The 24,065-nt window shown below is 44.7% G+C and carries 25 protein-coding genes and 1 tRNA gene; 17 read left to right on the forward strand and 9 right to left on the reverse strand.

Going from position 1 to position 24,065, the window contains the following annotated elements; translation table 11 throughout:
- Positions 1-136: 136 nt before the first annotated feature.
- Positions 137-213, reverse strand: a tRNA-Met gene (locus tag ICN38_RS00005).
- 54 nt (positions 214-267) lie between these two features.
- Complete coding sequence (locus ICN38_RS00010) at positions 268-675, reverse strand: hypothetical protein (protein ID WP_216253491.1); 408 nt, start codon at positions 673-675, stop codon at positions 268-270.
- Positions 676-769: 94 nt separating this feature from the next.
- Between ICN38_RS00010 and ICN38_RS00015 the strand changes: the two genes are divergently transcribed.
- Together ICN38_RS00015 and ICN38_RS00020 are read left to right on the forward strand one after the other, a co-directional pair.
- Entirely contained in the window at positions 770-1,549 is a 780-nt protein-coding gene (locus ICN38_RS00015; RefSeq protein ID WP_216253494.1) for a transporter substrate-binding domain-containing protein, read from the forward strand.
- A gap of 30 nt (positions 1,550-1,579) precedes the next feature.
- Positions 1,580-2,191 (forward strand): MOSC domain-containing protein, encoded by a 612-nt coding sequence (locus ICN38_RS00020; RefSeq protein WP_216253497.1) that lies wholly within the window; start codon positions 1,580-1,582, stop codon positions 2,189-2,191.
- Between the two features lie 53 nt (positions 2,192-2,244).
- On the opposite strand, the gene ICN38_RS00025 is transcribed toward ICN38_RS00020, so the two are convergent.
- Positions 2,245-3,915 (reverse strand): MFS transporter, encoded by a 1,671-nt coding sequence (locus ICN38_RS00025; RefSeq protein ID WP_216253500.1) that lies wholly within the window; start codon positions 3,913-3,915, stop codon positions 2,245-2,247.
- Between the two features lie 335 nt (positions 3,916-4,250).
- Here ICN38_RS00025 and ICN38_RS00030 point away from each other — a divergent pair, with 335 nt between their 5' ends.
- Genes ICN38_RS00030 through ICN38_RS00045 form a run of 4 tightly spaced genes read left to right on the forward strand, consistent with a single transcriptional unit; the run spans position 4,251 to position 8,971 of the window.
- Positions 4,251-5,336: a TRAP transporter substrate-binding protein gene (locus ICN38_RS00030; protein WP_216253503.1), complete on the forward strand. Its 1,086-nt coding sequence runs from the start codon at positions 4,251-4,253 to the stop codon at positions 5,334-5,336.
- Positions 5,337-5,354: 18 nt separating this feature from the next.
- Positions 5,355-5,897: a TRAP transporter small permease subunit gene (locus tag ICN38_RS00035; protein ID WP_216253507.1), complete on the forward strand. Its 543-nt coding sequence runs from the start codon at positions 5,355-5,357 to the stop codon at positions 5,895-5,897.
- Positions 5,897-7,339 carry a TRAP transporter large permease subunit gene (locus tag ICN38_RS00040; RefSeq protein WP_370624356.1) on the forward strand — a complete coding sequence of 481 codons (1,443 nt, stop codon included), beginning with the start codon at positions 5,897-5,899 and terminating at the stop codon, positions 7,337-7,339. The genes ICN38_RS00035 and ICN38_RS00040 overlap by 1 nt, the downstream gene beginning before the upstream one ends.
- Positions 7,340-7,372: 33 nt before the next feature.
- Entirely contained in the window at positions 7,373-8,971 is a 1,599-nt protein-coding gene (locus ICN38_RS00045) for a gamma-glutamyltransferase family protein (protein ID WP_216253512.1), read from the forward strand.
- On the opposite strand, the gene ICN38_RS00050 is transcribed toward ICN38_RS00045, so the two are convergent.
- Genes ICN38_RS00050 through ICN38_RS00065 form a run of 4 tightly spaced genes read right to left on the reverse strand, consistent with a single transcriptional unit; the run spans position 8,958 to position 12,334 of the window.
- Positions 8,958-9,587 carry a trimeric intracellular cation channel family protein gene (locus tag ICN38_RS00050; RefSeq protein WP_216253515.1) on the reverse strand — a complete coding sequence of 210 codons (630 nt, stop codon included), beginning with the start codon at positions 9,585-9,587 and terminating at the stop codon, positions 8,958-8,960. The genes ICN38_RS00045 and ICN38_RS00050 overlap by 14 nt on opposite strands.
- A 43-nt stretch (positions 9,588-9,630) precedes the next feature.
- Entirely contained in the window at positions 9,631-10,560 is a 930-nt protein-coding gene (locus ICN38_RS00055; RefSeq protein WP_216253518.1) for an AEC family transporter, read from the reverse strand.
- A gap of 3 nt (positions 10,561-10,563) precedes the next feature.
- Positions 10,564-11,088, reverse strand: coding sequence for a gamma carbonic anhydrase family protein (locus ICN38_RS00060; RefSeq protein WP_216253521.1), 525 nt, complete (start codon positions 11,086-11,088; stop codon positions 10,564-10,566).
- A 43-nt stretch (positions 11,089-11,131) separates the two neighbouring features.
- Positions 11,132-12,334 (reverse strand): ammonium transporter, encoded by a 1,203-nt coding sequence (locus ICN38_RS00065; protein ID WP_216253524.1) that lies wholly within the window; start codon positions 12,332-12,334, stop codon positions 11,132-11,134.
- 137 nt (positions 12,335-12,471) lie between these two features.
- Between ICN38_RS00065 and ICN38_RS00070 the strand changes: the two genes are divergently transcribed.
- Positions 12,472-12,834, forward strand: coding sequence for a Rap1a/Tai family immunity protein (locus ICN38_RS00070; protein ID WP_216253527.1), 363 nt, complete (start codon positions 12,472-12,474; stop codon positions 12,832-12,834).
- A 46-nt stretch (positions 12,835-12,880) separates the two neighbouring features.
- On the forward strand, positions 12,881-13,168 hold the full coding sequence (locus ICN38_RS00075) for a glycine zipper domain-containing protein (RefSeq protein WP_216253530.1): 288 nt from the start codon (positions 12,881-12,883) through the stop codon (positions 13,166-13,168).
- 50 nt (positions 13,169-13,218) lie between these two features.
- Here the strand turns inward: ICN38_RS00075 and ICN38_RS00080 are convergent, their stop codons facing one another.
- Positions 13,219-13,608 carry an OsmC family protein gene (locus ICN38_RS00080; RefSeq protein ID WP_216253533.1) on the reverse strand — a complete coding sequence of 130 codons (390 nt, stop codon included), beginning with the start codon at positions 13,606-13,608 and terminating at the stop codon, positions 13,219-13,221.
- 28 nt (positions 13,609-13,636) lie between these two features.
- Positions 13,637-14,038 carry a rhodanese-like domain-containing protein gene (locus tag ICN38_RS00085; RefSeq protein ID WP_216253535.1) on the reverse strand — a complete coding sequence of 134 codons (402 nt, stop codon included), beginning with the start codon at positions 14,036-14,038 and terminating at the stop codon, positions 13,637-13,639.
- A gap of 58 nt (positions 14,039-14,096) precedes the next feature.
- On the opposite strand from ICN38_RS00085, the gene ICN38_RS00090 reads away from it, so the two are divergent.
- Genes ICN38_RS00090 through ICN38_RS00130 form a run of 9 tightly spaced genes read left to right on the forward strand, consistent with a single transcriptional unit; the run spans position 14,097 to position 24,052 of the window.
- Positions 14,097-15,359, forward strand: coding sequence for a putative Na+/H+ antiporter (locus ICN38_RS00090; RefSeq protein WP_216253539.1), 1,263 nt, complete (start codon positions 14,097-14,099; stop codon positions 15,357-15,359).
- Positions 15,360-15,415: 56 nt separating this feature from the next.
- The gene (gene miaB, locus ICN38_RS00095; protein WP_216253541.1) at positions 15,416-16,768 is read left to right on the forward strand and encodes a tRNA (N6-isopentenyl adenosine(37)-C2)-methylthiotransferase MiaB; all 1,353 of its coding nucleotides are present in this window, start codon (positions 15,416-15,418) and stop codon (positions 16,766-16,768) included.
- On the forward strand, positions 16,752-17,222 hold the full coding sequence (gene ybeY, locus ICN38_RS00100) for an rRNA maturation RNase YbeY (protein WP_216253544.1): 471 nt from the start codon (positions 16,752-16,754) through the stop codon (positions 17,220-17,222). The genes miaB and ybeY overlap by 17 nt, the downstream gene beginning before the upstream one ends.
- A gap of 56 nt (positions 17,223-17,278) precedes the next feature.
- Complete coding sequence (locus ICN38_RS00105) at positions 17,279-18,118, forward strand: HlyC/CorC family transporter (protein WP_216253546.1); 840 nt, start codon at positions 17,279-17,281, stop codon at positions 18,116-18,118.
- A gap of 8 nt (positions 18,119-18,126) precedes the next feature.
- On the forward strand, positions 18,127-19,650 hold the full coding sequence (gene lnt / locus ICN38_RS00110; RefSeq protein ID WP_216862677.1) for an apolipoprotein N-acyltransferase: 1,524 nt from the start codon (positions 18,127-18,129) through the stop codon (positions 19,648-19,650).
- 60 nt (positions 19,651-19,710) lie between these two features.
- Positions 19,711-20,589 carry a glycine--tRNA ligase subunit alpha gene (glyQ, locus tag ICN38_RS00115; RefSeq protein ID WP_216253550.1) on the forward strand — a complete coding sequence of 293 codons (879 nt, stop codon included), beginning with the start codon at positions 19,711-19,713 and terminating at the stop codon, positions 20,587-20,589.
- A gap of 13 nt (positions 20,590-20,602) precedes the next feature.
- A complete protein-coding gene (gene glyS / locus ICN38_RS00120) occupies positions 20,603-22,741 on the forward strand; it encodes a glycine--tRNA ligase subunit beta (RefSeq protein WP_216253553.1) in 2,139 nt (712 codons plus the stop codon).
- Positions 22,738-23,310, forward strand: coding sequence for a D-glycero-beta-D-manno-heptose 1,7-bisphosphate 7-phosphatase (gmhB, locus tag ICN38_RS00125; RefSeq protein WP_216253556.1), 573 nt, complete (start codon positions 22,738-22,740; stop codon positions 23,308-23,310). Before glyS ends, gmhB begins: the two co-directional genes overlap by 4 nt.
- A gap of 7 nt (positions 23,311-23,317) precedes the next feature.
- Positions 23,318-24,052: a 1-acyl-sn-glycerol-3-phosphate acyltransferase gene (locus ICN38_RS00130; RefSeq protein ID WP_216253559.1), complete on the forward strand. Its 735-nt coding sequence runs from the start codon at positions 23,318-23,320 to the stop codon at positions 24,050-24,052.
- The last annotated feature ends 13 nt before the right edge of the window (positions 24,053-24,065 follow it).

The following is a 24,065-nucleotide window of genomic DNA, read 5'->3' on the forward strand; positions in this document are numbered from 1 at the left end:
GATATGGAGTCTCATAAGGTTAGCGCCCTAGAGAATCCATTTGGTCCCAAAGTATTGGGGATGTGATTGGTAAAGGTGTAAACCATGTGGTCGGTACCGGATGTAAACCATGTGTCCGGTACGGACCCTTTCAATATGGTGGCGAATCAGGGATTTGAACCCCGGACCTGCGGATTATGATTCCGTCGCTCTAACCAGCTGAGCTAATTCGCCGAACTGGAAATTATAAATGATAGGCGTCTGCCTGTCTCAATAGACTGCCTTTGCCTACTTAATCTGAAAAACCGCCAGCCCCGGTTCCCGACCATACCGAAGCTCAATCTCTATTTTCTTGGCTAAAAATAGCTTTTTGAGCACCTCATCCTTGTTTTCAAAGGTAATGGCTGTTTGTTCAGGGTAATGCGAAAAGGGGTCGCTCATCACATCCACTGGGACCCCATCAATTTTGATTTGCTTGATAGTGCGCTTATGCAAACGGTCTTGCTGAATAAAAATCAGCCGCTTCATATATTTATCTAAGACTAATTTCTGGCCTTCTGCATTTGTTTTAGAGTAGTAGACCAGGTCCTGATTACCACTCCCAGTGCGATCGCGTTCCTCATCCCATTTAGCGAATGCAGATTGGCTGCCCAGCGCGCAAAGAAGTCCTAGAATCACTACTATATAAAAACGCATATATCACTCTCTTCGATTTATGATGTGATCTTAGCAGTCTAAGCCTTTGATACTTCCCACTTATCCTAACGTCGTTCTTATAGCGAAATTCAACATGATCAAGAACTCATCATCAGTCACAAAAACACTCATTCTGAGCGCCTGCGTTTTGCTAAGCCTATTTTCACTTGGCTGCTCTAAATCCGACAACAAAACATCAAAGGTTTTGCAAGCTGCTATATCGCCTTCTATTCCACCATTTACTTTTGAAGAGAATGGTCAAGTGGTGGGTGTTGATATCGAAATCTTTAAAGGATTTTGTGAATCACGTGGCTATACCTACAATCTGAAAGCCTATGACTTCCAAGGCATGCTTGGCGCAGTTGCGAGCGGACAAGCAGATGTTGCCTTCTCCGGAATATCCATCACTCCAAAACGCCAAGAGGTCATGGATTTCTCAAACCCTTACGTAGAAAATGGCTGGAATTTAGTCAGCCTTACTAAGCGTAATATCAAAATCACCGATTTATCGCAAATCAAAAAATACTCGATTGGCTTTCCTACAGGCGCAGTCTTCATGGGTTACATTGAGAAAGAATGGGTGCCCACAGGCATTTATCCTATTAACAAAGTCAAACTCTATCCATCCATGAGCGAGGCCTTGACGGACCTTAGCAATGGCAACCTAGACCTGGTTTTTGTGGATAGCTCCATGCTACTCACTTACGTCAACAAGATGAAGATGCCTTTGACTAGTAGCTATGAAATTCCTTACTCTGATAAATTGGGCTTTGCATTTGTCAAAGGCTCGCCCATTAGAGAAGAGTTTAATAAATATCTCGCAGAGTTAGGTTCAGAAAAAATTCTGGCCATGGAAACGAAATGGAGTAAGTAATTTTGATTACTGTTCATTGATGTAAGCTCAGTGAGACTTTTATCTATTTCCAGCGGTAAAGTTGCGCCCTTATTTGGTAATCATCACCCTAATTACAAATCGGTTGCTTCGGCGATTGTCAAAACCCCAGTGAGTGATTTACAAACACCCACACCAATAGAAATTACCAAGCTTGGGGTGAGGGGTGATGAACAAGCCGATCTAAGTGTTCATGGTGGGCTTGAAAAAGCGATCTACGTTTATCCAGTAGAACACTATGCGTTTTGGAATACCCTACTCACCCGAGAAACTAAACAAGTAGTTGATCTCCAATATGGGGCCTTCGGCGAGAATTTCACGATCGAAGGATTACTAGAAACTGAAGTATTTGTCGGTGATTTAATGCGCATTGGTGAGTTGGAATTCTCAGTAGTTAAGCTACGTGAACCCTGCTTTAAGTTCAATGCCCGTATGAAATATAAGGGCGCAGCTAAGGCCATGTTGCAGTCTGGCTTTTCTGGCTGGTATCTCCGAGTCAATCAAACAGGTCTGCTGTCAGCAGGCGCCGCCATCACATTGATCCCAGGAGCAAGAGAGATCTCCATTGCTGGGCAAAACCAAAACCTTCTAGGGCGCCGCAATCAACAAGATTTGTGGGAATAAAAAAACCCGACCATTTCTGATCGGGTTTCTTATTTGATGCAGACTAAAGAAGCTTAGTCACGTGCGTAGATATCGACGTCTTTGGTTTCCTTAACAAACAGTGTACCGATTACCAATGTCATCGCAGCGATGATGATTGGGTACCAGAGACCGTAGTAAATATTACCGTTTTGCGCTACCAAGGCGAAGGAGATCGTTGGCAGCAAGCCACCGAACCAACCGTTACCAATGTGATATGGCAAGGACATCGAGGTGTAACGAATGCGGGTTGGGAACATCTCAACCAACATCGCAGCGATTGGACCATAAACCATGGTTACCAAGATCACCAAGATCACCAAGAGGCCAAGAACTGCAGGATAGTTAATTGCAGCAGGATCAGCCTTAGCAGGGTAACCAGCAGCATTCAATGCATCCCGAATGGCTTTCTTGAACTCAGCATCTTTTGCTTTGGCATCCGCTGGAGCCATACCCTTAGCAGAGTAGCCTTGAATCTCTGTGTCGCCAATCTTCACAACTGCAGTTCCGCCAGCTGGGCCAGGAATAGTTGTGTAGCTTGCAGAGTTAGAAGCCATCACCTGCTTCGCAATATCGCAAGAGCTAGTGAACTTTGCAGTACCAGTTGGGTTGAACTGGAAAGTACATTCGCTCACATCAGCAGTAATAGTTGCTGGTGATGTTGCCATTGCTTTTTCCAATGCTGGGTTAGCAAAGTGAGTTAAGCCATTAAATATGGAAACTGGAGTATTAGGGATATACAGAATGATGGCAAACAACAAACCACCCATGATGATCACTTTACGACCAATCTTGTCAGATAAGCTACCAAACACCACGAAGAATGGTGTACCAATTACCAGTGAAGCAGCAATCAATAAGTTCGCAGCCTTAGGATCCACTTTCAATACTTGAGTGAGGTAGAACAATGCGTAGAACTGGCCTGTATACCAAACCACCGCTTGACCTGCAACCAGACCAAACAATGCCAAGATAACAATCTTCAAGTTTTTCCACTGACCAAATGACTCGGTCAAAGGTGCTTTAGATAATTTGCCATCTTCCTTCATCTTCTTGAAAGCTGGGGATTCGTTCATCGACAAACGGATGTAAACGGAAACCGCTAACAAAGCGATAGAAGCGATGAAAGGAACGCGCCAGCCCCAAACGTCAAAATCTGGTCCTGTGAATTCACGTGTGAACAAAATCACCAGCAAGGAGAGGAACAAACCAAGAGTAGCTGTTGTCTGGATCCATGATGTGTAAGCACCACGCTTACCTTGGGGAGCATGTTCTGCAACATAAGTAGCAGCGCCGCCGTACTCACCACCCAAAGCCAAACCTTGTAGCATCCGCAAGGCAATTAAGAGCACAGGAGCAGTAACCCCGATCGTTGCATAGTTAGGCAAGATACCCACGATGAAGGTTGAGCCACCCATTAAAACGATGGTAACCAAGAAGGTATATTTACGACCAATCATATCGCCTAAGCGACCGAACACCAATGCGCCAAATGGACGCACGATGAAACCAGCAGCAAACGCTAATAAAGCGAAAATGAAGGCAGAGCCAGCATCTAAGCCTGAGAAGAACTGCTTGGCAATAACAGCAGCCAAAGAACCGTAAAGATAAAAGTCATACCACTCAAAAACCGTACCTAATGAGGATGCAAAAATAACTTTGCGCTCTTCAGGGGTCATTGGGGCTGCTTTAGTTGATGTTGACATCAGTAGCTCCTAACTATTTTTAATAAATAAAAAACAACTGGTCGATTATGCTTGGAAAAAAATCAAAGAAATCCATTACTTAGGGTAATTCCTCATCAATTTGACTCGGGGTTTTCCCGAGAATTGTGCATTTAACGCAACGTAATTAATCCTTGATGCTAATAAGGATTAGCACTACTTTGTAGCAATTTGCCCAAGATGGGTGCATATCCTTGATTACGAGTGCAAACTACGGGATTAGCCGTTCTGTTCTTCGCTTTAATAGTGTCAGACGTTAGTAAAAAGGCATTACTAAAAATGCCCCTTCAATAAATATTAATTAAGGAGCGATTCAAATGAAAAGACGTGACTTTTTAGGTAAGACTGCACTTGGTGCTGCTGCGGGTGTATTGGCCGCACCAGCAATTGCCCAATCCATGCCGGAAGTAAAGTGGCGCTGTGCCTCTAGCTTTCCCAAAAGCTTAGATACGATCTATGGTGGTGGTGAATACATTGCAAAACGGGTAGCTGCCCTAACGGATGGCAAATTTCAGATCCGTACTTTTGGCGCCGGCGAAATCGTTCCGGCCTTTGGAACAGTGGATGCCGTCCAGCAAGGTACTGTGGAATGTACTCATACTGCGGGCTACTATTTTGTCGGTAAGAACAAGACTTTTGCTTTTGATACTACCGTACCGTTTGGCATGAACCAACGCCAACAAAATGCTTGGATGTACTGGGGTGGTGGACTGAAATTACAGCGCGAGTTTTTACGTGACTACAACATCATCTCCTTCCCCGCAGGAAATACTGGAACCCAAATGGGCGGCTGGTTTAAAAAGCCAGTAAAAACAGTTGCTGACTTAAAAGGCCTCAAGATGCGTATTGCTGGCCTTGGTGGCGAAGTGATGTCACGCCTTGGCGCAATTCCACAACAAATTGCTGGTGGTGATATTTATCCAGCACTTGAAAAAGGGGTGATTGATGCAGCCGAGTGGGTTGGTCCTTATGACGATGAAAAATTAGGCTTCTACAAAATTGCACCTTACTACTACTATCCAGGATGGTGGGAAGCTTGTTCGATGTACTCCATGTACGTCAACATTAAAGAATGGGAAAAACTTCCGAAGCAATACCAAGAGGCTTTAATCTCAGCTTGCGCAGAATGCAATATCGATATGATGGCGGAATACGACTATAAGAATCCAATTGCTCTTCAAAGTCTGATTAAAAACGGTGTCAAGTTGCAGTCTTATTCAACAGACATTATGAAAGCAGCTTCCAACGCTGCTTTTGATATGTATGAAGAAGAGGCGGCAAAAAATCCATCATTCAAGAAGATTTATGAACCTTGGAAAAAATTCCGCAACGACCAAATGTTGTGGAACAAAGTTGCTGAGCAAACTCTCATGAGCTTCATGTTGACTAACCCGGTCAAATAACCCAACTGAGAGGCTGATATGCCAAAACAATTTTTAGTTTTTGCAAGTTTCGTTGATCGATTAAATGATCGTTTTGGTGTACTAGCAAGTTGGATGGTCTTAATTGCCGTACTGGTTAGCACAGCGAATGCGCTAATTCGGTACGGCTTTAATATCAGCTCGAATGGTTGGTTAGAGGCGCAATGGTATTTGTTTGCAGGCATGGTGATGCTTGGCGCAGCAACTACCTTTCGCCTCAATGAGCACGTGCGAGTCGACGTGCTATATGCAATGTACCCCAATAAATTACGCCTCTGGCTTGATTTTTGGGGTGGCATTGTTTTCTTCCTGCCAATGACTACCATCATTGGTTATTACTCCTGGGAATTTTTTATCACTTCGGTTATTCAGAGTGAAACTTCTAGCAATCCAGGCGGCTTAATTCGTTGGCCTGTGCGCGGTGTGATTACCTTGGGATTTTTCTTGTTAACACTCCAAGGTCTCTCTGAAATTATCAAGCGCTATGCAGCGATCACCGGCATGATTCAAATCGATCCTAAGTACGAAAGACCACTCCAATGATTAGCCAGGATTTAATGGCCCCCATCATGTTTGGGGGTCTCATTGTATTTTTATTACTTGGATATCCCGCAGCGTTTTCTCTTGGTGCTGTTGGCTTATTCTTTTCTTTTATTGGTATCGAGATGGGCATGTTCCAGCCCACCTTTTTGCAAGCGCTACCCGATCGCGTCTTTGGCATTCTCTCGAATGACCTATTGCTCTCGATTCCATTTTTCACCTTCATGGGTGCCATTCTGGAGAAGTGCGGCTTAGCCGAAGATATGCTCGAAGGTTTAGGTCAGTTGTTTGGCCCCATTCGTGGTGGCTTAGCGTATGCCGTCATTATTGTTGGCGCCATTCTTGGGGCGATTACTGGGACCGTTGCAGCATCCGTGATTGCCATGGGCTTGATCTCACTGCCAATCATGTTGCGTTATGGATATAACCCACGGGTTGCCACTGGTGTGATTGCAGCATCTGGCACGATTACCCAATTGATTCCACCATCACTGGTCTTAATCGTGTTGGCTGATCAATTAGGTAAGTCGGTTGGTGATATGTATGCCGGTGCTATTGGCCCTTCCATCATTCAAGTAGCCTTGTTTTGCTTGTTCATCTTCTTTCTATCTATCTTTAGACCTCAAGATGTGCCGGCACTACCGCCAGAGGCACGTCCAGTTATTGACTGGAAGCTCTTTAAAAAAATCCTCTGGGGCATCGTTCCTTCTATCGCACTGATCTTCTTGGTGCTCGGAACCATCTTAATGGGGCTAGCCACACCGACTGAAGGTGGCGCGATGGGTTCTGTAGGAGCATTGGTTCTCGCGGCAATGAATAAGCGTCTACATAAGCCTTTAGTTTGGGAGGCGATGACCTCCACTATGCGCATCAACGCCATGGTAATTTTTATTCTGATTGGCTCTACTGTTTTTGGCTTAGCTTTCCGTGGTGTTGATGGAGATTTATGGATTGAGCATTTACTCACTGGCTTGCCAGGCGGTCAGATTGGCTTCTTGATTGTGGTGAACTTGTTTGTCTTCTTCTTAGCCTTCTTCTTAGACTATTTTGAAATTGCCTTCATCATCATTCCATTGTTAGCCCCTGTTGCTGAGAAACTAGGCATTGATTTAATCTGGTTTGGCGTATTACTAGGCGCCAATATGCAGACCTCTTTCATGCATCCGCCATTTGGATTTGCCTTGTTTTACTTGCGAGGGGTAGCTCATAAATCCGTCAAAAGCTCGGATATTTACTATGGGGCACTTCCCTGGGTTGGTCTGCAACTGATTTTGGTTGCAATCATCATCTTCATTCCAGAGACAGTGACTTACTTCGTTGATAAACCCACTGTTGCCATTGATGCGAATGGCCCTTCTGTTGATCCACTAGCTGGAGTCGAGCAAAATGAAATCACAGTAGACTCTAGCTCTGAGATCGAACGTCAATTGCGAGAAAATAAATAAGCAATTGATAGGGCTTAAAACAAAGGGGTAGTAATGCAATCAAAATGGGGTATTCGGGGGATGGCGGTAGCACCGCACTCCCTCGCATCTGAGTCCGCGCTTGCGGTGCTCCGCGAAGGCGGCAATGCCTTAGAAGCCATGGTGGCAGCTGCTGCAACAATTGCCGTCGTATATCCCCACATGAACTCTATTGGTGGTGATTCCTTTTGGGTGATTCACTCCCCCGGCAAAGCTATGGGCGGCATTGATGCTTGTGGCGCAGCTGCAGAACTTGCTACCAAGCAATGGTATGCAGACCGTGGCATTAGTAAAGCGATTCCATTTCGTGGGCCTGTTGCAGCTAATACGGTTGCTGGAACAATCTCGGGATGGGGCGCAGCGCTTCAACTCTCTAAACAAGGACTTGGTGGGAAGATTCCCCTCTCTCGCCTGCTTGCCGACGCCATTCATTATGCTGAGGCAGGTATTCCAGTTACCTTCAGTCAATCTAGTCTAACTGCCAAGAAGCGTGTAGAGCTTTCCCCAATTCCTGGCTTTGCAGAAACTTTTTTAGTCAATGGCAAAGCGCCAGCCGTTGGCAGCATCTTCAAACAAGATCGACTCGGTAAAACTTTACGACAAGTCGCTCGCAAAGGAACAGAAGATTACTACCGTGGTGATCTCGCCAACTTAATAGCAAAAGAACTTACTGAGATTGGCACACCCTTAAGATTGAGTGATCTGCACCGTCATCATGCAAAACTGATTGACCCGCTAGAACTCAAACATAGCCTAGGAAATGTCTACAACATGGTGCCGCCTACTCAAGGTGTGGTGTCACTCATGATCATCGGCATCCTAGATCAGCTCAACTTAAAACGCTTCAAGGTGGATAGTACTGAGTATGTTCATCATTGTGTAGAAGCAACCAAGCAGGCCTTTAAGATTCGCGATCAGTTTGTGACTGATCCTGCGTATATGAAAAAGCATGCGCAGTCATTCTTATCGCCTGCCTTTCTCAAAAAACTAGCCAAAAATATTGATCCTGATAAAGCACTTCCCTGGGGCCAAGGCAAAGGACCAGCCGATACTATTTGGATGGGCGTGATTGATGGTGATGGTAATTGTGTTTCCTTTATACAAAGTATTTATCACGAGTTTGGCGCAGGCATTGTCTTGCCCAAGTCTGGCGTGAACTGGCAAAACCGCGGCTGCAGTTTTTCTTTAGATCCAAAAACACTCAATCATCTTGAGCCTTTCCGCAAACCATTCCACACATTAAATCCAGCGATGGCTTTATTCAAAGACGGTCGCTCGATGGTGTACGGCACGATGGGTGGTGACGGTCAACCTCAAACCCAATGTGCTGTCTTTACTCGCACGGCCACTTATGGTCTAGATCCACAAGATGCCATTAGTCGCCCACGCTGGCTGCTTGGTCGTACCTGGGGTCAAACCAGTGACAGCTTAAAACTTGAATCGCGCTTTAGTCCATGGGTTGCAAAAGAATTGCACGCCATGGGTCATGATGTTGAAATGTTAGATTCGTTTGATGAGACCGTTGGTCATGCAGGCTGCATCATCCGCGACCCATCAGGCACACTTCGTGGCGGCTGGGATCCACGCAGCGATGGTGCAGTTAGCGCGTTCTAGAAATAAACATTTTGGGTACGCGCAGATCCCAATGAATGGCGGCTGCGCGTAAACCAAATATTCCCAACATACAGATGACTGAACCCTCAATCGTGTATTGAGGAAAAAAATTCAGTATCAGTACATAGGCAATACAACCAAAGCTTACCGGAATAGCATAGAGTTCATGTGACATGATGAGGGTTTTGCGACCGGCCAATACATCACGCAATAACCCGCCTCCGATCGCAGTCACCACACCTAAAATGACTGGGGCGACTGGCAAACCATAGTGCATATTCCAGGCCTTATCAGCCCCCTGGATCGCAAAGAGTGCAGCGCCAAATCCATCCATATAAAGCATCCAACGGTAAATTTGGGGCTGTGTAAAAAAAGATTCCGCGAAGAAGGTGAGGACACTGGCACCTAAGGCAAGCCATACATAAATTTGGTTCTCTGACCAAAAAACGGGAGATTCTAAAATAATGTCGCGAATCGTTCCGCCACCAATAGCAGTAATTAAACCAAGCACCAATACGCCAAAGAGATCAACACCACGATCAGTGATCGCTAGTACCCCCGTGACCGCAAAAGCCATTGTTGCAATGATGCCAATCCAAAAATTAATCTCTTCCATGGCAATAAGTCTAAAGCACTTTACGCATTACAAGACTGAGGGATTAAACCCCGCTATTCCACCAAAGGAATAAAGAGAGTGTTAGTAAGGAGCCTATAGTGCTTAAGAGGACCACTCGAGAAATCACACTCCCATCAGCCTTGTAATACTGCGCCAACATAAAAGGGCCAGTACCTGTTGGTAGCGCACTTAAGATCACCACAGCACTTACCCATAAAGCAGGCAAGTTCAAAATGGGGCCAGCAATGACCCAAGCAATCGCCGGCTGGATGATGAGCTTAGCAAAAGTAATACTCCAAGTTTGCCCTGGAGAGGCCTGACTCTTTTGCATTAAAAATAATCCAATGGATACCAGAGCACATGGTGTAGCTGCTGCCGCCAAGAAGGCAATGACTTGCGCAAGCGGATCATATAAAGACATGTCACTAGCAGACCATAACAATCCTGCAACTGGAGCAATCAATAATGGATTAGTACAAAGGGATTTAGTCGCGCTCCAGAAAATCTCATGAGGTTTCTTATGCGACAAAATGCCAATTTCAATAAGCACCGTTGCTAATGCAAACATCACAAAGACGATAAATGTAGAAATAATCGCAGGAGCTAAACCATCTTGCCCAAGCGCTAGAGCGCAGAGGGGGATTCCCATATAACCGGTGTTGGAGTAGGAAGCACTTAAGCCGTTAAAGCTTGCCGCAGCTAGATCTTCGCCACGCAAGCGACTGATAAGTAATACCAAAATAAAAACTGCAATACAGCTCAGGAAAAATGCCGTGATAAAGCCAGGTTGCCACAGCATTTGCCAGCCGCTATTAGAGGCAAAGTTAAATAGTTGCGCAGGCAATGCCAACCACACTACAAAACGATTTAACTCAATTGATGCATTGACGCCCAACTTGCCAGTGCGCCCACAGACATACCCAATCAGTATGAGAACAAATACTGGCAGAACGACATTAAATACGTAGAGCAATGCTTAGGCAATCTTTTTGAGGGTCTTGATATAACGCTGAGCATTTTTGACATAGCGTCCAGCAATCTCTTCGATACCAGCCATTTGTTCGGGCGTTAAGATTTTTACTGCTTTTGCTGGCGATCCTAAAATCATGGAGCCCTCCGGAAATTCTTTTCCCTCAGTCACGAGTGCACCAGCACCGACTAAACAATGTTTACCGATCTTGGCGCCATTCAAAATGACAGCGCCTATTCCTATTAAGCTGCCATCACCAATCTGGCACCCGTGCAGCATGACTTGATGCCCGATCGTGACATGCTTGCCAATGATGAGTGGATAGCCAGGGTCAGTATGCAGAACAGAAGCGTCCTGAACATTGCTGCCTTCACCGATTTGAATGAGGTCGTTATCGCCGCGGATCACTACCTTGGGCCAGATACTGGCGTTTTGATGGAGCTCTACTTTGCCGATTACTTCGGCACTATCAGCAACCCATGCACCCTCAGATAACTGAGGAGCGTTTCCGTCTAGTTCATAAATAGCCATGACTCATTATAGGGATGAATCATGGCTGATATCTGATCAACAATTACCAGTTTGGTTCACGGTCAGGTGATGAAGAAATTCGGTGCACGCTTAAATCGGCACCCTCATATTCTTCTTCTTGTGACATGCGAATACCGATCAATGCTTTGAGGGTTCCATAAACTGCAAATCCTCCAACTAGCGCGACACCCACTCCTAACGCGCTACCAATGAGTTGGCCAGTAAAGGTAATTCCACCCAGACCACCTAGCGCCTTTGTTCCAAAAATACCCGCCGCCAAGCCACCCCATAAGCCGCATAAGCCATGCAGGGGCCAAACACCTAACACGTCATCTAACTTCCAGCGGTTTTGTACTAAGGTAAACATGTAGACAAACAAAGCACCGGCAACTAGGCCAACAAATAAAGCACCAACTGGATGCATCAAATCGGAACCAGCGCACACCGCCACCAAGCCAGCAAGAGGTCCATTGTAAGTAAAACCCGGGTCATTTCGTCCAACAACCCATGCTGCCAAAGTTCCGCCAACCATTGCCATCAAAGAGTTGATTGCAACCAAGCCGCTAATCTTATCGATCGTTTGTGCACTCATGACATTAAAACCAAACCAACCTACTGCCAATATCCAAGCACCTAATGCTAAGAATGGAATGCTTGAAGGTGGATGTGCCGAGATTTGACCCTCTTTGGTATAGCGACCACGACGCGCACCCAGAAGAATCACTGCAGGTAAGGCAATCCAACCGCCAACAGCATGCACCACGATTGAACCCGCAAAGTCATGAAATTCTTCACCCGTTAAGCCCTTGATCCATGCCTGAATTCCATAATGTTGATTCCAGGCAATGCCCTCAAAGAAGGGATATATAAAGCCTACCAAAATAAACGTAGCAATGAGTTGAGGATTAAATTTAGCGCGCTCAGCAATGCCACCAGAAACAATCGCAGGAATCGCTGCAGCAAAAGTCAGTAAGAAGAAAAACTTGACTAGCTCATAGCCATTCTTTTCGGCCAACAATTCTGCACCGGAGAAAAAGTTCACCCCGTAAGCAATGCTGTAGCCAATAAAAAAGTAAGCAATTGTAGAGACTGCAAAGTCCACCAGGATTTTGACCAAAGCATTGACCTGGTTCTTCTTACGAACTGTGCCCAACTCCAAGAATGCAAAGCCCGCATGCATAGCCAAAACCATGATGGCGCCAAGCAAGATGAATAAAGTATCGCTTCCGGATTTCAAGATTTCCATAAAAATTCCCCCTCTTTTTTATGCATCATTATGGGGAACAAAAAAATCTATTTAGGTGCAAATTGCACTATATTAGTGCACATATTGAGTACAAATGATGGTTTATCATTGATTTGAATACACCCTAAGGAAAACCCATGAAAAAAACCCTAGTTGTTTTAGCTGCCCTTGGCGCAATTTCTGGAGCTGTTCAAGCCCAGGAACAAATCAAAGTATTGAGCACTCAGGAGCTTGTTACAACTTGCAAGCTTCCTGGAAGTCCGGAATCACGCAGCTTTTGTGTGGGTTACACCAGTGCTATTTATGAAACCTATTTAGCTACACGTCATCCACAACGTGCTAAGCCATTTATTTGCGTCAATCAACCTGCTCCTAAACGTGATGAAGTCATTGCTGATTTTGTGAAATGGGCTGGTGATAATCCACAAACTGCTGACAAGCCTGCTGCTGGTACTGCACTAGGTTTCCTAGCAATGCGCTTTCCTTGTGGCAAAAAATAATTAGAGCCAATAGCTTATTCAAATTACATACAAAGGATTAGTTGATATGAAAAAAATTATCGCAATTACTGCAGCAACATTCGCAATAGCGGGTTGCTCAAACATGAGCAATACAGAACAACGCACTGTTTCTGGTGCCGCTATCGGCGCTACTGCTGGTGCTATTGGCACAGCGATTTTCCATGGCAATCCTATCTGGGGTGCAGTTGGTGGCGCAGCAGTTGGCGCGGCATCTGGTTATATCTATGATGCATACAAGAAAGAACAGGGCTCTGAGTACAACGCTGGTTACAACGCCGGCAAGACTGGTAAGCCAGCTACAGCACCTAACTAAGCTGTTTTTAGTTGTCGCCTTAGTAATTGTTTTAAAAAACCCAGCTCGTATTAATTTACCAGCTGGGTTTTTATTTGGATCTCACCAGCCAATGCTTTATGGATTGGGCATTTTTGTGCAATCTCTAAAAGACGTACTCTTTGTTCATCATCTAGATCGCCCACCAATTCAACATGTCGTGTAAAGATTTCAATATCATTTTGACGTTCGATATCTACTGTCACGATCGCATTTTTAAGTGGAATGGATTTTCTTTCCGAGTACATCTTTAATGTCATACTTGTACAGGCTGCTAATGCTGCACCCAAATATTCATGGGGTGAAGGCCCAGTACCATCGCCACCTTTAGACAGCTCTGCATCCGATACATGATGTATATCCCCTGTCCTTAATTTTTGTTGGAGTGGTCCTTCTCCAAACTGCGACACTACTTTTCTCATGATTACCTTTTGTTTAAATGACGAATAATTAATTCTTCTGACTTTTGTCTTGAGTGGGTAAATCCGCTTTTTTCCAGGCAGTAAAACCACCTTCTAGATGACTAACTCCCGGCAAGCCCATTTTCTGTAGCGTCTCCGTTGCAAGGGCTGAGCGCCAAGCAGAAGCACAATACAGAATTAGACGCTTACCTTCACCAAAAATAGGTTTGAAATAAGGGCTATCAGGATCAACCCAAAACTCCAACATTCCCCGAGGTGCATGCAAAGCATTGGGGATCATGCCTTCGCGCTCCAATTCTCGAACATCCCGAATATCCACAAAAACCGTATTGGGATCACCTAACAATTGCTGCGCCTCCTCTAGTGGAACCGTTTCAATTTGCACCATTGCGCTTGCAATGAGTTCTTGATAGCCAATCTTCAATTTCACTAAAATCTCCCAAAGTAACAATGTCTTAATATTTTCAAGCACCTGCTACCATTCTGCTATGAACTTTACCCCGACTGAACTTGGCGCAAGCATTATTTTTGCCATTGCCGTATTGCATACCTTTTGTACTGGTTATTTTGAAACCCTTGCTAGCAAATCACCCAAGCATTCAGGCTTGTGGCATCTCCTTGGTGAAGTAGAGATCGTTTTTGGTTTTTGGGCTGCGATTCTCATTATTTTTATGAGCTTTAGCGAAAGTTTAAATGCCGCTAAATCTTTTTTAGATCAACGCAATTTCACAGAGCCACTCTTTGTATTTGCCATCATGATTGTGGCGGGTAGTAAACCTATTCTTTTCTTTGCTACCCAAATTTTGCACGTCCTAGGTACTGTTTTACAAGCTTTGCTTCGCATTCGAAGTGCTCCAGCACTGTATTTTTTAACGCTTTCCGTAACTCCTCTCTTGGGATCGCTGATTACTGAACCAGCTGCAATGACCTTAGCCGCATTTTTATTACGTGACTTAGTTTACAAAAATAAACCTTCCATCACTTTGATGTTCGCTACCTTAGGTGTGCTTTTTGTCAATATTTCTATTGGCGGAACATTGACAAATTTTGCAGCACCCCCTGTATTGATGGTCGCCACCACTTGGGAATGGAGTTCGGCATTTATGTTTGCGAACTTCGGTATTGAATCTTGCATCGCTATTTTTGTAAATGCACTAGGCGTCACACTGATATTTCATCGGCAGTTAACCGACTCGCAATCGCTTGAGAAACCCACCAAAATTCCTTTAGCTGTCACGGCAGTCCATCTGCTGTTTTTATTCGGGGTAGTGATATTTGCTCATGACCCTGTTATTTTTATGTGGCTTTTGCTTTTCTTTATTGGCTATACCACCGCATATCCAATACATCAAAGCCCACTCATCCTGAAAGAAGCGCTCTTGGTAGGATTTTTCTTGGGTGGTTTAGTTGTCTTGGGTGCGCTTCAAGGTTGGTGGTTACAACCGATACTGGAGATGATGAGCCCTACCGCAGTTTTCTATGGCAGCCTTGCGCTTACTGCCATTACAGATAATGCCGCATTAACTTACCTAGGCTCACTAGTCACCGGCACTTCTCCTGAATTTAAGCTTGCCTTAGTGGGCGGTGCAGTAGCTGGGGGTGGGCTTACAGTTATTGCTAATGCTCCTAATCCTGCAGGTATTGCGATTTTGCGTGCCTATTTTCCAAATGCTGCGGTTTCAGCGCTATATCTATTAATAGCAGCAATACCGCCTACTTTGGTAGCTATTGCCGCTTATCGACTGATCTAAGTCCATATCCCGTAAAATCTGAGCTTCGCCCCCAGCTATAAACCTGAGAACGGCATATGAAAAAGCTTTACATCAAAACCTTTGGCTGTCAGATGAACGAGTATGACTCGGGCAAGATGGCCGACCTCTTACATGCCAATGAAGGCATGGTCATGACAGATTCGCCTGAAGATGCGGATGTCGTTCTCCTCAATACTTGCTCAATTCGAGAAAAAGCAGAAGATAAAGTTTTTTCTGATTTGGGTAGATTACGCGAGCTCAAGAAACTCAAGCCAGAATTACTGATCGGCGTTGGCGGCTGCGTTGCTAGCCAAGAAGGTCAGCAAATTGTCAGCCGCGCCCCCTATGTCGATGTCGTCTTTGGGCCGCAAACATTGCACCGTCTTTCTGACTTAATTGCAAAGCGTCGTCAGACCGGAATTTCACAAGTAGATATATCTTTTCCAGAAATTGAAAAATTTGATCACTTACCTGCCTCACGCCAGACTCGGGGTTCAGCTTATGTTTCCATCATGGAAGGCTGCTCAAAATATTGCAGCTACTGTGTTGTTCCCTATACCCGCGGCGAAGAAGTATCCCGACCTTTTGATGATGTCTTAACTGAAGTAGCGGGCCTTGCTAGTCAAGGTGTTAAAGAAATTGTGTTGCTTGGTCAAAACGTCAATGCTTATCTGGGCAAAATGGGTGCTACTGATGAGATTGCAGACTTCGCTTTGTTAATTGAATACATTGCAGAGATACCTGGCGTTGAGCGCATCCGCTTTACCACCAGCCATCCAAAAGAATTTACACAGCGACTCGTTGATGTCTACGCAAAAGTACCCAAGCTTGTCAGCCATCTGCACTTACCCGTACAACATGGTTCGGATGCCATGCTCTCAGCCATGAAGCGTGGTTATACCGCTCTCGAGTACAAGAGCATTATTCGTAAGATGCGTGCCGTCAGGCCTGACCTTACTTTATCGAGCGACTTTATTGTGGGTTTTCCTGGGGAGACTGAAGCGGATTTTGAAAAGCTACTGAAGATGGTTCAAGATCTTCAATTTGATAATAGCTTCTGCTTTATTTTTAGTCCTCGCCCCGGCACCCCTGCCGCTAACTTAAGTGATGACACTCCTTACGAAGTCAAACTCAAGCGTTTACAAACCTTATTAGCCCTCGTAGAGAGCCAAGCCAATCAAATCAGTAAAAAAATGCTTGGTAATATCGAAAAAGTATTAGTAGAAGGGCTAGCCAAAGATGGCGTGAATCTGCAAGGACGCTGCGCTAATAATCGCGTCATTCATTTCACGGCAGTAGAACAAGACATGGAATCACTCATAGGCAATATGGTTGATATTGAAGTAACGGAAGTACTTAACTACACCTTAAGAGGCGAACTCTTAAATACCCATGCAAACTCCCACTAAATCTAAATTACTCATTGAGCTTCAATACGCGAGTCCCGCTATTGAAGCGGCGCTTACTCAGCAAGCGTCAAAGAATGTCATAAAGAAGTGGGTGAAAGCAGCTACACACCAGGGAGGGCTACTAACTCTGCGCTTTGTGAATGCCGCAGAAGGAAAGAAATTAAATCTGGCTTATCGAAACAAAGATCAGGCGACCAACGTTTTAACTTTTCCATACGAGTCATCAAAAACAAATGTACTGGCCGATATTATTTTTTGTCTGCCGATTGTTCAAAATGAAGCAAAAGAACAAGGAAAAACACTTAAAGCGCATCTTGCCCACCTGATCGTGCATGGCTGCCTTCATGCTCAAGCCTATGATCATCAAACTGCGAAAGATGCAAAAAAGATGGAGTCACTAGAAGTACAAATTCTAGAAAAATTAGGGTTTTCTAATCCTTACCTCGAATCCTAGGCCTCATTTACCTGCTCAATTGAAAAATTGACATATTTCTAAGCTATTCTTCCTATATGCCTGACCCCAATAAATCACTACTAGATCGGCTAACCGATTTTTTAACGCCAAAACCTGTTAGTCCAAACGAGCGCCGCCAGGAACTCATTGAGACCTTACGAGAGGCTCAAACTGAAGGACTGATTGATGTTGATGCACTCTCAATGATTGAGGGCGTCTTTCAAGTAGGGCAACTTTGTGCACGCGATATCTTGGTACCTAGGGCACAGATTGATTGGATTGATATCAACTGCAGCTTAGCTGTCATCATTCAAAGCGTGATAGATGCAGCCCACTCTCGCTTTCCGGTCTACGAAGGCAGTAAAGATAATGTGATTGGCATCTTATTAGCAAAAGATCTATTACGACATGCAACAGAAAAAGATTTTCAAGTGCGCGATTGGCTTAGGCCAGTAGTTTTCATTCCTGAATCAAAACGCCTTAGCGTTTTATTGCGCGACTTTAAAGATAATCGCAATCACCTAGCGATTGTCGTGGATGAATACAGTGGCGTTGCCGGGATCATCACGATTGAAGATGTATTGGAGCAAATCGTTGGTGATATTGAAGATGAACATGACATTGATGAAGAAGCTGATAACCTGATTACGCTTGATAATGGGGATATTAGGGTGAAAGGCATTACCGAGCTAGAGCAATTTAACGAGAAGCTTGGCACCCACTTTGTAGAAGAGGATATTGAAACTGTTGCTGGTCTTGTAATTCAACATCTGGGCAGAGTTCCAAAGGTAGGTGAACGCATTTCAATAGATGGTATTGAATTCGAAATCTTGCGTGCTGATCCTCGTCAAATCCATATCTTGCTAGCGCGTCAAACTTCTAAGAAAACTGACTGAGACTGATCTTGATTCATCCGCTTTCTCGTAGTCGATCAGCAATTCATTATTTAACGCTATTTATATTGGGCGCAGTCCTAGCTGGTGCGACTGAGTTGTCCTATGGTGGGTGGATTCAAATTCCCATACTGAGCGTGATATGGTGGCAACTCACTTTAGAAAACCACTCTTCTATAAAGCATCAGCTCTTATCTGGTTTGATATTTGGCTTAGGCTACTTTGTGATCGGTCTGTGGTGGATTTATATCAGCCTTCATGATGTAGGTGGTATGAATGCAGCGCTATCTTGCATGGCAGTATTTTTATTGTCTGCCTATATGGCGCTGTACTTTGCACTTGCCACACTCACACTGACTCTGCTTCACAACTCACGCTTTACTGGCCTCTTCCTGGCAGCCAGCTGGGTTGTAATGGAATTCTTGCGTGGCTATATCTTTACAGGTTTTCCCTGGATGGGCTTGGCAGAGAGCCAAGTCAACGGACCATTTTCAGTTATTGCCCCTTACTTTGGTGGTCTGGCCTGCACCTTTCTGGTGGTTTTTACTTCATGGCAAATCTTGCAACTAAAGAAAGATCCTTTAGTCAGCACTCTCACGCTCATCTTTGTCATAGTATTAACCGCGCTCTCAAGTTTATGGAGCTTTACTAAGCCTATTGGGGCGCCTCTTAGAGTAGAACTAATTCAAGGCAATTTTGCTCAAAGTCTGATATTCAAACCAGAAGGCGTGCTCAAGCAAATTGAGTTTTACTTTGCTGCGATGTCTAAATCTCATGCTGAACTCATCATTGCCCCAGAAACAGCTTTTCCATGGCCTGAAAGTAATTTACCCAGTGGGACCATAGATGCTCTACAAAAACAGATTAATCAGCAAGGTAACAATTTATTATTTGGGGTGATTGGTAGGCATACCAATACAAAAGATGGTCGGGAGTTTTCTAATCGCGCATTAGGTCTTTCACCCGCAAATCCACCTTACCTCTATGACAAAAACCATCTAGTTCCATTTGGTGAATTTATTCCCCCAGGATTCCATTGGTTTGTAAATGCCTTTAATGTTCCCTTAAGCGACTTTGCTAGAGGCGGAATGAATCAAGAAAATTTCTTGATTCAAAGGCCGAATCAAAAGCCTCTCTTGGCCGCAATTACAATTTGCTATGAGGATGTCTTTGGCGGAGAGCTAGCTAGTCGCATTCGAAACAGCTCTACATCGACCAATGTATTAATTAATCTCACCAACTTGGCTTGGTTCGGAGACTCTCAAGCATCCTCTCAGCAATTACGCTTATCTCAACTGCGCTCACTAGAAACTGGTCTTCCGGCACTCCGGGCAACCAATACTGGTATTACCTCTGTTTTAGGTCCCGACGGAAAGGTGTTGTCTTCTCTTCCTGAATTTAGCCAAGCCAGCCTCATTACCCAAGTACAAGCTTATGAAGGCAAAACACCCTATGTGCGCTGGGGAAATTTACCGATTTTGAGTATTTCTTGCATTCTGCTGATCTGGGGCTTGATTCGTCACAGACGTTTTTAGCTAGATTTAACTCCTGGACCATCCTAGCCATGTAAAATCAATGGCTTAGCCAGGTTAATCATGCTTACTTTTCAGCAAATCATTCTCAAACTCCAAGATTATTGGGACCAACAAGGTTGTGCCCTATTACAACCTATCGACCTCGAGGTAGGCGCTGGTACTTCTCATACCGCCACCTTCTTGCGCGCTATTGGTCCAGAGCCTTGGAAAGCAGCCTATGTTCAGCCCTCACGTAGACCCAAAGACGGGCGCTATGGCGAGAACCCAAATCGCTTGCAGCACTACTATCAATATCAAGTTGTTCTTAAGCCCGCCCCAGAAAATATTCTAGAACTCTATCTTGGTTCGCTATCCGCTCTTGGTCTTAATCTCAAAGAAAATGATGTGCGCTTTGTTGAGGATGATTGGGAAAATCCAACCTTGGGTGCTTGGGGATTGGGTTGGGAAGTTTGGCTCAATGGCATGGAAGTAACCCAGTTCACTTATTTCCAGCAAGTTGGTGGTTTAGATTGCAAACCCGTGCTTGGCGAAATTACTTACGGCATCGAGCGCTTAGCAATGTACATTCAAAATTGTTCGAATGTATATGACCTTGTTTGGGCAGACGGTATTTCTTATGGTGACGTGTATCACCAGAATGAAGTTGAACAGTCTTGCTATAACTTTGAACACTCCAACGCAGACTTACTATTTGCAAACTTTGCAAACTATGAAAGCGAAGCAAAACGCTTAATGGAAGTGCCTTTGGCATTGCCTGCTTATGAAATGGTCTTAAAGGCTGCCCATACCTTCAATCTTTTAGATGCCCGTGGCGCCATCTCTGTTACAGAACGTGCTGCGTATATTGGCCGCATTCGTAATCTCTCGCGCGCCGTTGCACAAGCGTATTTTGAGTCCCGAGAAAAGCTGGGATTCCCAATGTGCCATCGCCAAGCCTAAGTAATACCTATTTATGAGTACATCTAATTCTCCTTCGCAATCAGCTAATTTATTGATTGAAGTCTTTACAGAAGAACTACCCCCTAAATCACTACGTCGTTTAGGTGATGCTTTTAGCGAAGGCATCTATGCCTCTTTAAAGTCTGCAGGACTAGCCTCAGATACCTCTACGGTGACTGGTTTTGCAACGCCACGTCGCCTTGCAGTATTTATTACAAATGTTCTAGATCAAGCGCCTGATTACCCGGTGCGTGAAAAATTATTACCAACAAGCATTGCATTTGATGCCAATGGCAAAGCAACGCCGCCCCTACTCAAGAAATTGGGATCTCTAGGCTATGCAGATATTGATCTTGCAGCTCTAGAAAAATCAGGCGAAGGTAAAAATGAAGCTCTGTATCTCAATGTCATCGCCAAAGGTGCAGCACTTGAGCAAACTGCTCAAGCAGCACTTGAGCAAACTTTAAACAAATTACCAATTGCCAAAATGATGCACTATCAGGTGCAACAAAAAAATGGTCAATTGGCTGATGTGCAATTTGCCCGTCCAGCACACCGCATCATTGCACTGCATGGCAACAAGACTCTCAAACTCACTAGCCTTGGTATTGATGCGGGCAATCAAACGGAAGGGCACCGCTTTCTTGCGCCAGGCATAGTAGCCATTACAGTCGCTGATCAATATGAAGCGGACTTAGAGACAAAAGCAAAAGTTATTCCAAGCTTTAATAAGCGTCGTGCCAAGATAGAAGCTGCTCTTCTCAAATCTGCTGGCGATGACTTAGTACTGATGCCAGATAGTCTTCTCGACGAAGTCACTGCGCTTGTAGAGTGGCCAGCAATTTATGAGTGTCATTTCGATCAAGAATTTTTGGAGGTACCTCAAGAATGTTTGATTCTGACCATGCAGACAAATCAAAAATACTTTGCCCTGACCGATAAGCAAGGAAAATTACGCAATCGCTTTTTGATTGTTTCCAATATTGAAACCGATAAACCGCATGCCATCGTTTCTGGTAATGAACGCGTCGTGCGTCCACGCCTTTCTGATGCACGCTTCTTCTTTATGCAAGATCAAAAGCGCCCGCTAGCTTCACGAGTCGCCGATCTTGGCAGAGTGGTTTATCACAATCAACTGGGTAATCAGTTAGAGCGTGCCAAACGCGTTCAAGGTATTGCCGCCGGAATTGCTAAAAAATTAGGTGCAGATCACAAGCTGGCTGAGCGTGCAGCTGAGCTTGCCAAAACCGATTTACTTACCGATATGGTTGGCGAATTCCCAGAGCTGCAAGGCATTATGGGCAACTACTATGCTAAACACGATGGTGAAAATGCTGAGGTGGCCGCTGCTTGTAGTGAGCACTATATGCCGCGCTTTGCAGGCGATGCTTTGCCACAAACTCAAACAGGTACGATTTTGGCGATTGCCGATAAACTCGAAACATTAGTCGGTATCTGGGGTGTTGGTCTTGCACCAACAGGGGATAAAGACCCCTATGCGCTACGTCGTCATGCTTTAGGCATCTGTCGCTTGCTCTTGGAAAAAAATCTATCCTTAAGCTTGCCAGAGTTAATTGAATTGGCTCGTGCGCAGTTTCCACAAAAAGAAGTACAAGAAAAAGCGCAAACGGCTGATATTGATGCCTTCATCATTGATCGTCTTCGCGCCTACTTACGTGATCAGGCAATGGCTGGAAAACCTTTTACCAGTGCAGAGATCGATGCGGTATTAAGTCAATCCCCGGCGCAGATTAATGATCTGATTGCGCGTTTAGCCGCCTTACGCGAATTTAATGCATTACCTCAAGCTGCTCAACTAGCGGCAGCCAATAAACGTATTAGCAATATCTTGAAGAAAACGACAACAAAGATTCCTGCGGCTTGCTCAAGCAAACTATTGCAGATTCCTGCAGAGTCTGCACTTTACCAAGCCCTCGAAGCAGCCACACCAGCACTAGATACGGCATATGAAAAACGTCAGTTTGTTGAACTTCTTAAAGCGCTAGTCGCTTTGAGTGTGCCCATCGATCAGTTCTTTGCCGATGTGATGGTGATGGACCCAAATCCTGAACTACGTGATAACCGTCTAGCGCTCCTGCAACAACTGCACCAGAAAATGAATCTCGTTGCCGATCTCGGCAAATTAGCATGAGCCTAAGCTCTTCTAAACTCATCATTCTGGATCGTGATGGCGTGATCAATGAAGATCGTGATGATTATGTGAAATCAGTAGATGAGTGGGTTCCGCTGCCAGGTAGTTTAGAGGCAATTGCTCTCCTCAATCAAGCTGGCTACCAAATTGCAATTGCAACCAATCAATCTGGTTTAGCCAGAGGTTTTTTCACTATCACCGATTTGCATGCCATGCATGACAAGATGGATAAGTTGCTCAAGCCATTAGGTGGTCATATTGATGGTATTTTCTTTTGCCCACACATTGATTCTCATGGGTGCGATTGCCGCAAACCACTTCCTGGGTTGATGAAAGAAATTGCGCTACGTTACAAAAGAACAGATAGCACGACCCCATTACTTGGGGTCCCTATTGTGGGCGATTCTTTGCGCGATCTTCAAGCTGGCATCACCCTAGGCGCAATGCCTCACCTAGTACTTACTGGCAAAGGTCAAAAGACTCTGGAAGCAGGAAATTTGCCAGAGGGTACGCAAATTCATGCTGATCTCATGGCTTTTGCTAGTGCAATTCTAGAAAACAAGGCATAAAGCAAATATGACTTTTATTCGTTCCACACTCTTTGCTTTATTTTTACTGATCTTTACTCCGATTTGGTCTGTGCTTTGCATGATCGCTTTCCCCTTTTTGAGTCCAGAAAATCGCTATACCTTTATTGGCTTATGGAACAAGGTAGTAATCTGGGTTCTACAACATCTTTGCGGGATTCATTATGAAATTCGCGGCATGGAAAATATGGAGGCTGTGTTAAATGAGCCAGTGGTGATTCTAAGTAAGCACCAATCTGCCTATGAAACCATTGCTTATATTGCCCTACTACCTAAACAGCTATGCTTTGTCTTTAAACGTGAATTACTCTGGATTCCCTTCTTTGGTTGGGCATTAGCACTACTTAAAATGATTCATATCAATCGGGCTAGCAAACAAACTGCTGCGCTGTCAGTCGCTAGCCAGGGCCGAAAACGCTTAAGCGAAGGCAAGTGGATTATGTTGTTCCCCGAAGGCACCAGAACCCCGATTGGATCGAATAAACCCTATCGCAAAGGTGGTGCACGCCTCGCTAGTGCCACTGGTGCACTGGTGATTCCGATTGCCCACAATGCAGGGCGCTTTTGGCCTAAGAATAGTTTTCTTAAACAACCTGGGACTGTGATTTTCTCCATTGGTCCCGTGATTCGTTCCGAAGGAAAATCAGGAGAAGAATTACAGCAAGAAGTAGAAGGTTGGATTGAAGCAGAAATGCGTGTGATTGATCCAAGCGCGTATCAGTAAATCTCAACTTAGA

The organism is Polynucleobacter sp. AP-Melu-500A-A1 (assembly GCF_018882125.1).
Classification (GTDB): domain Bacteria; phylum Pseudomonadota; class Gammaproteobacteria; order Burkholderiales; family Burkholderiaceae; genus Polynucleobacter.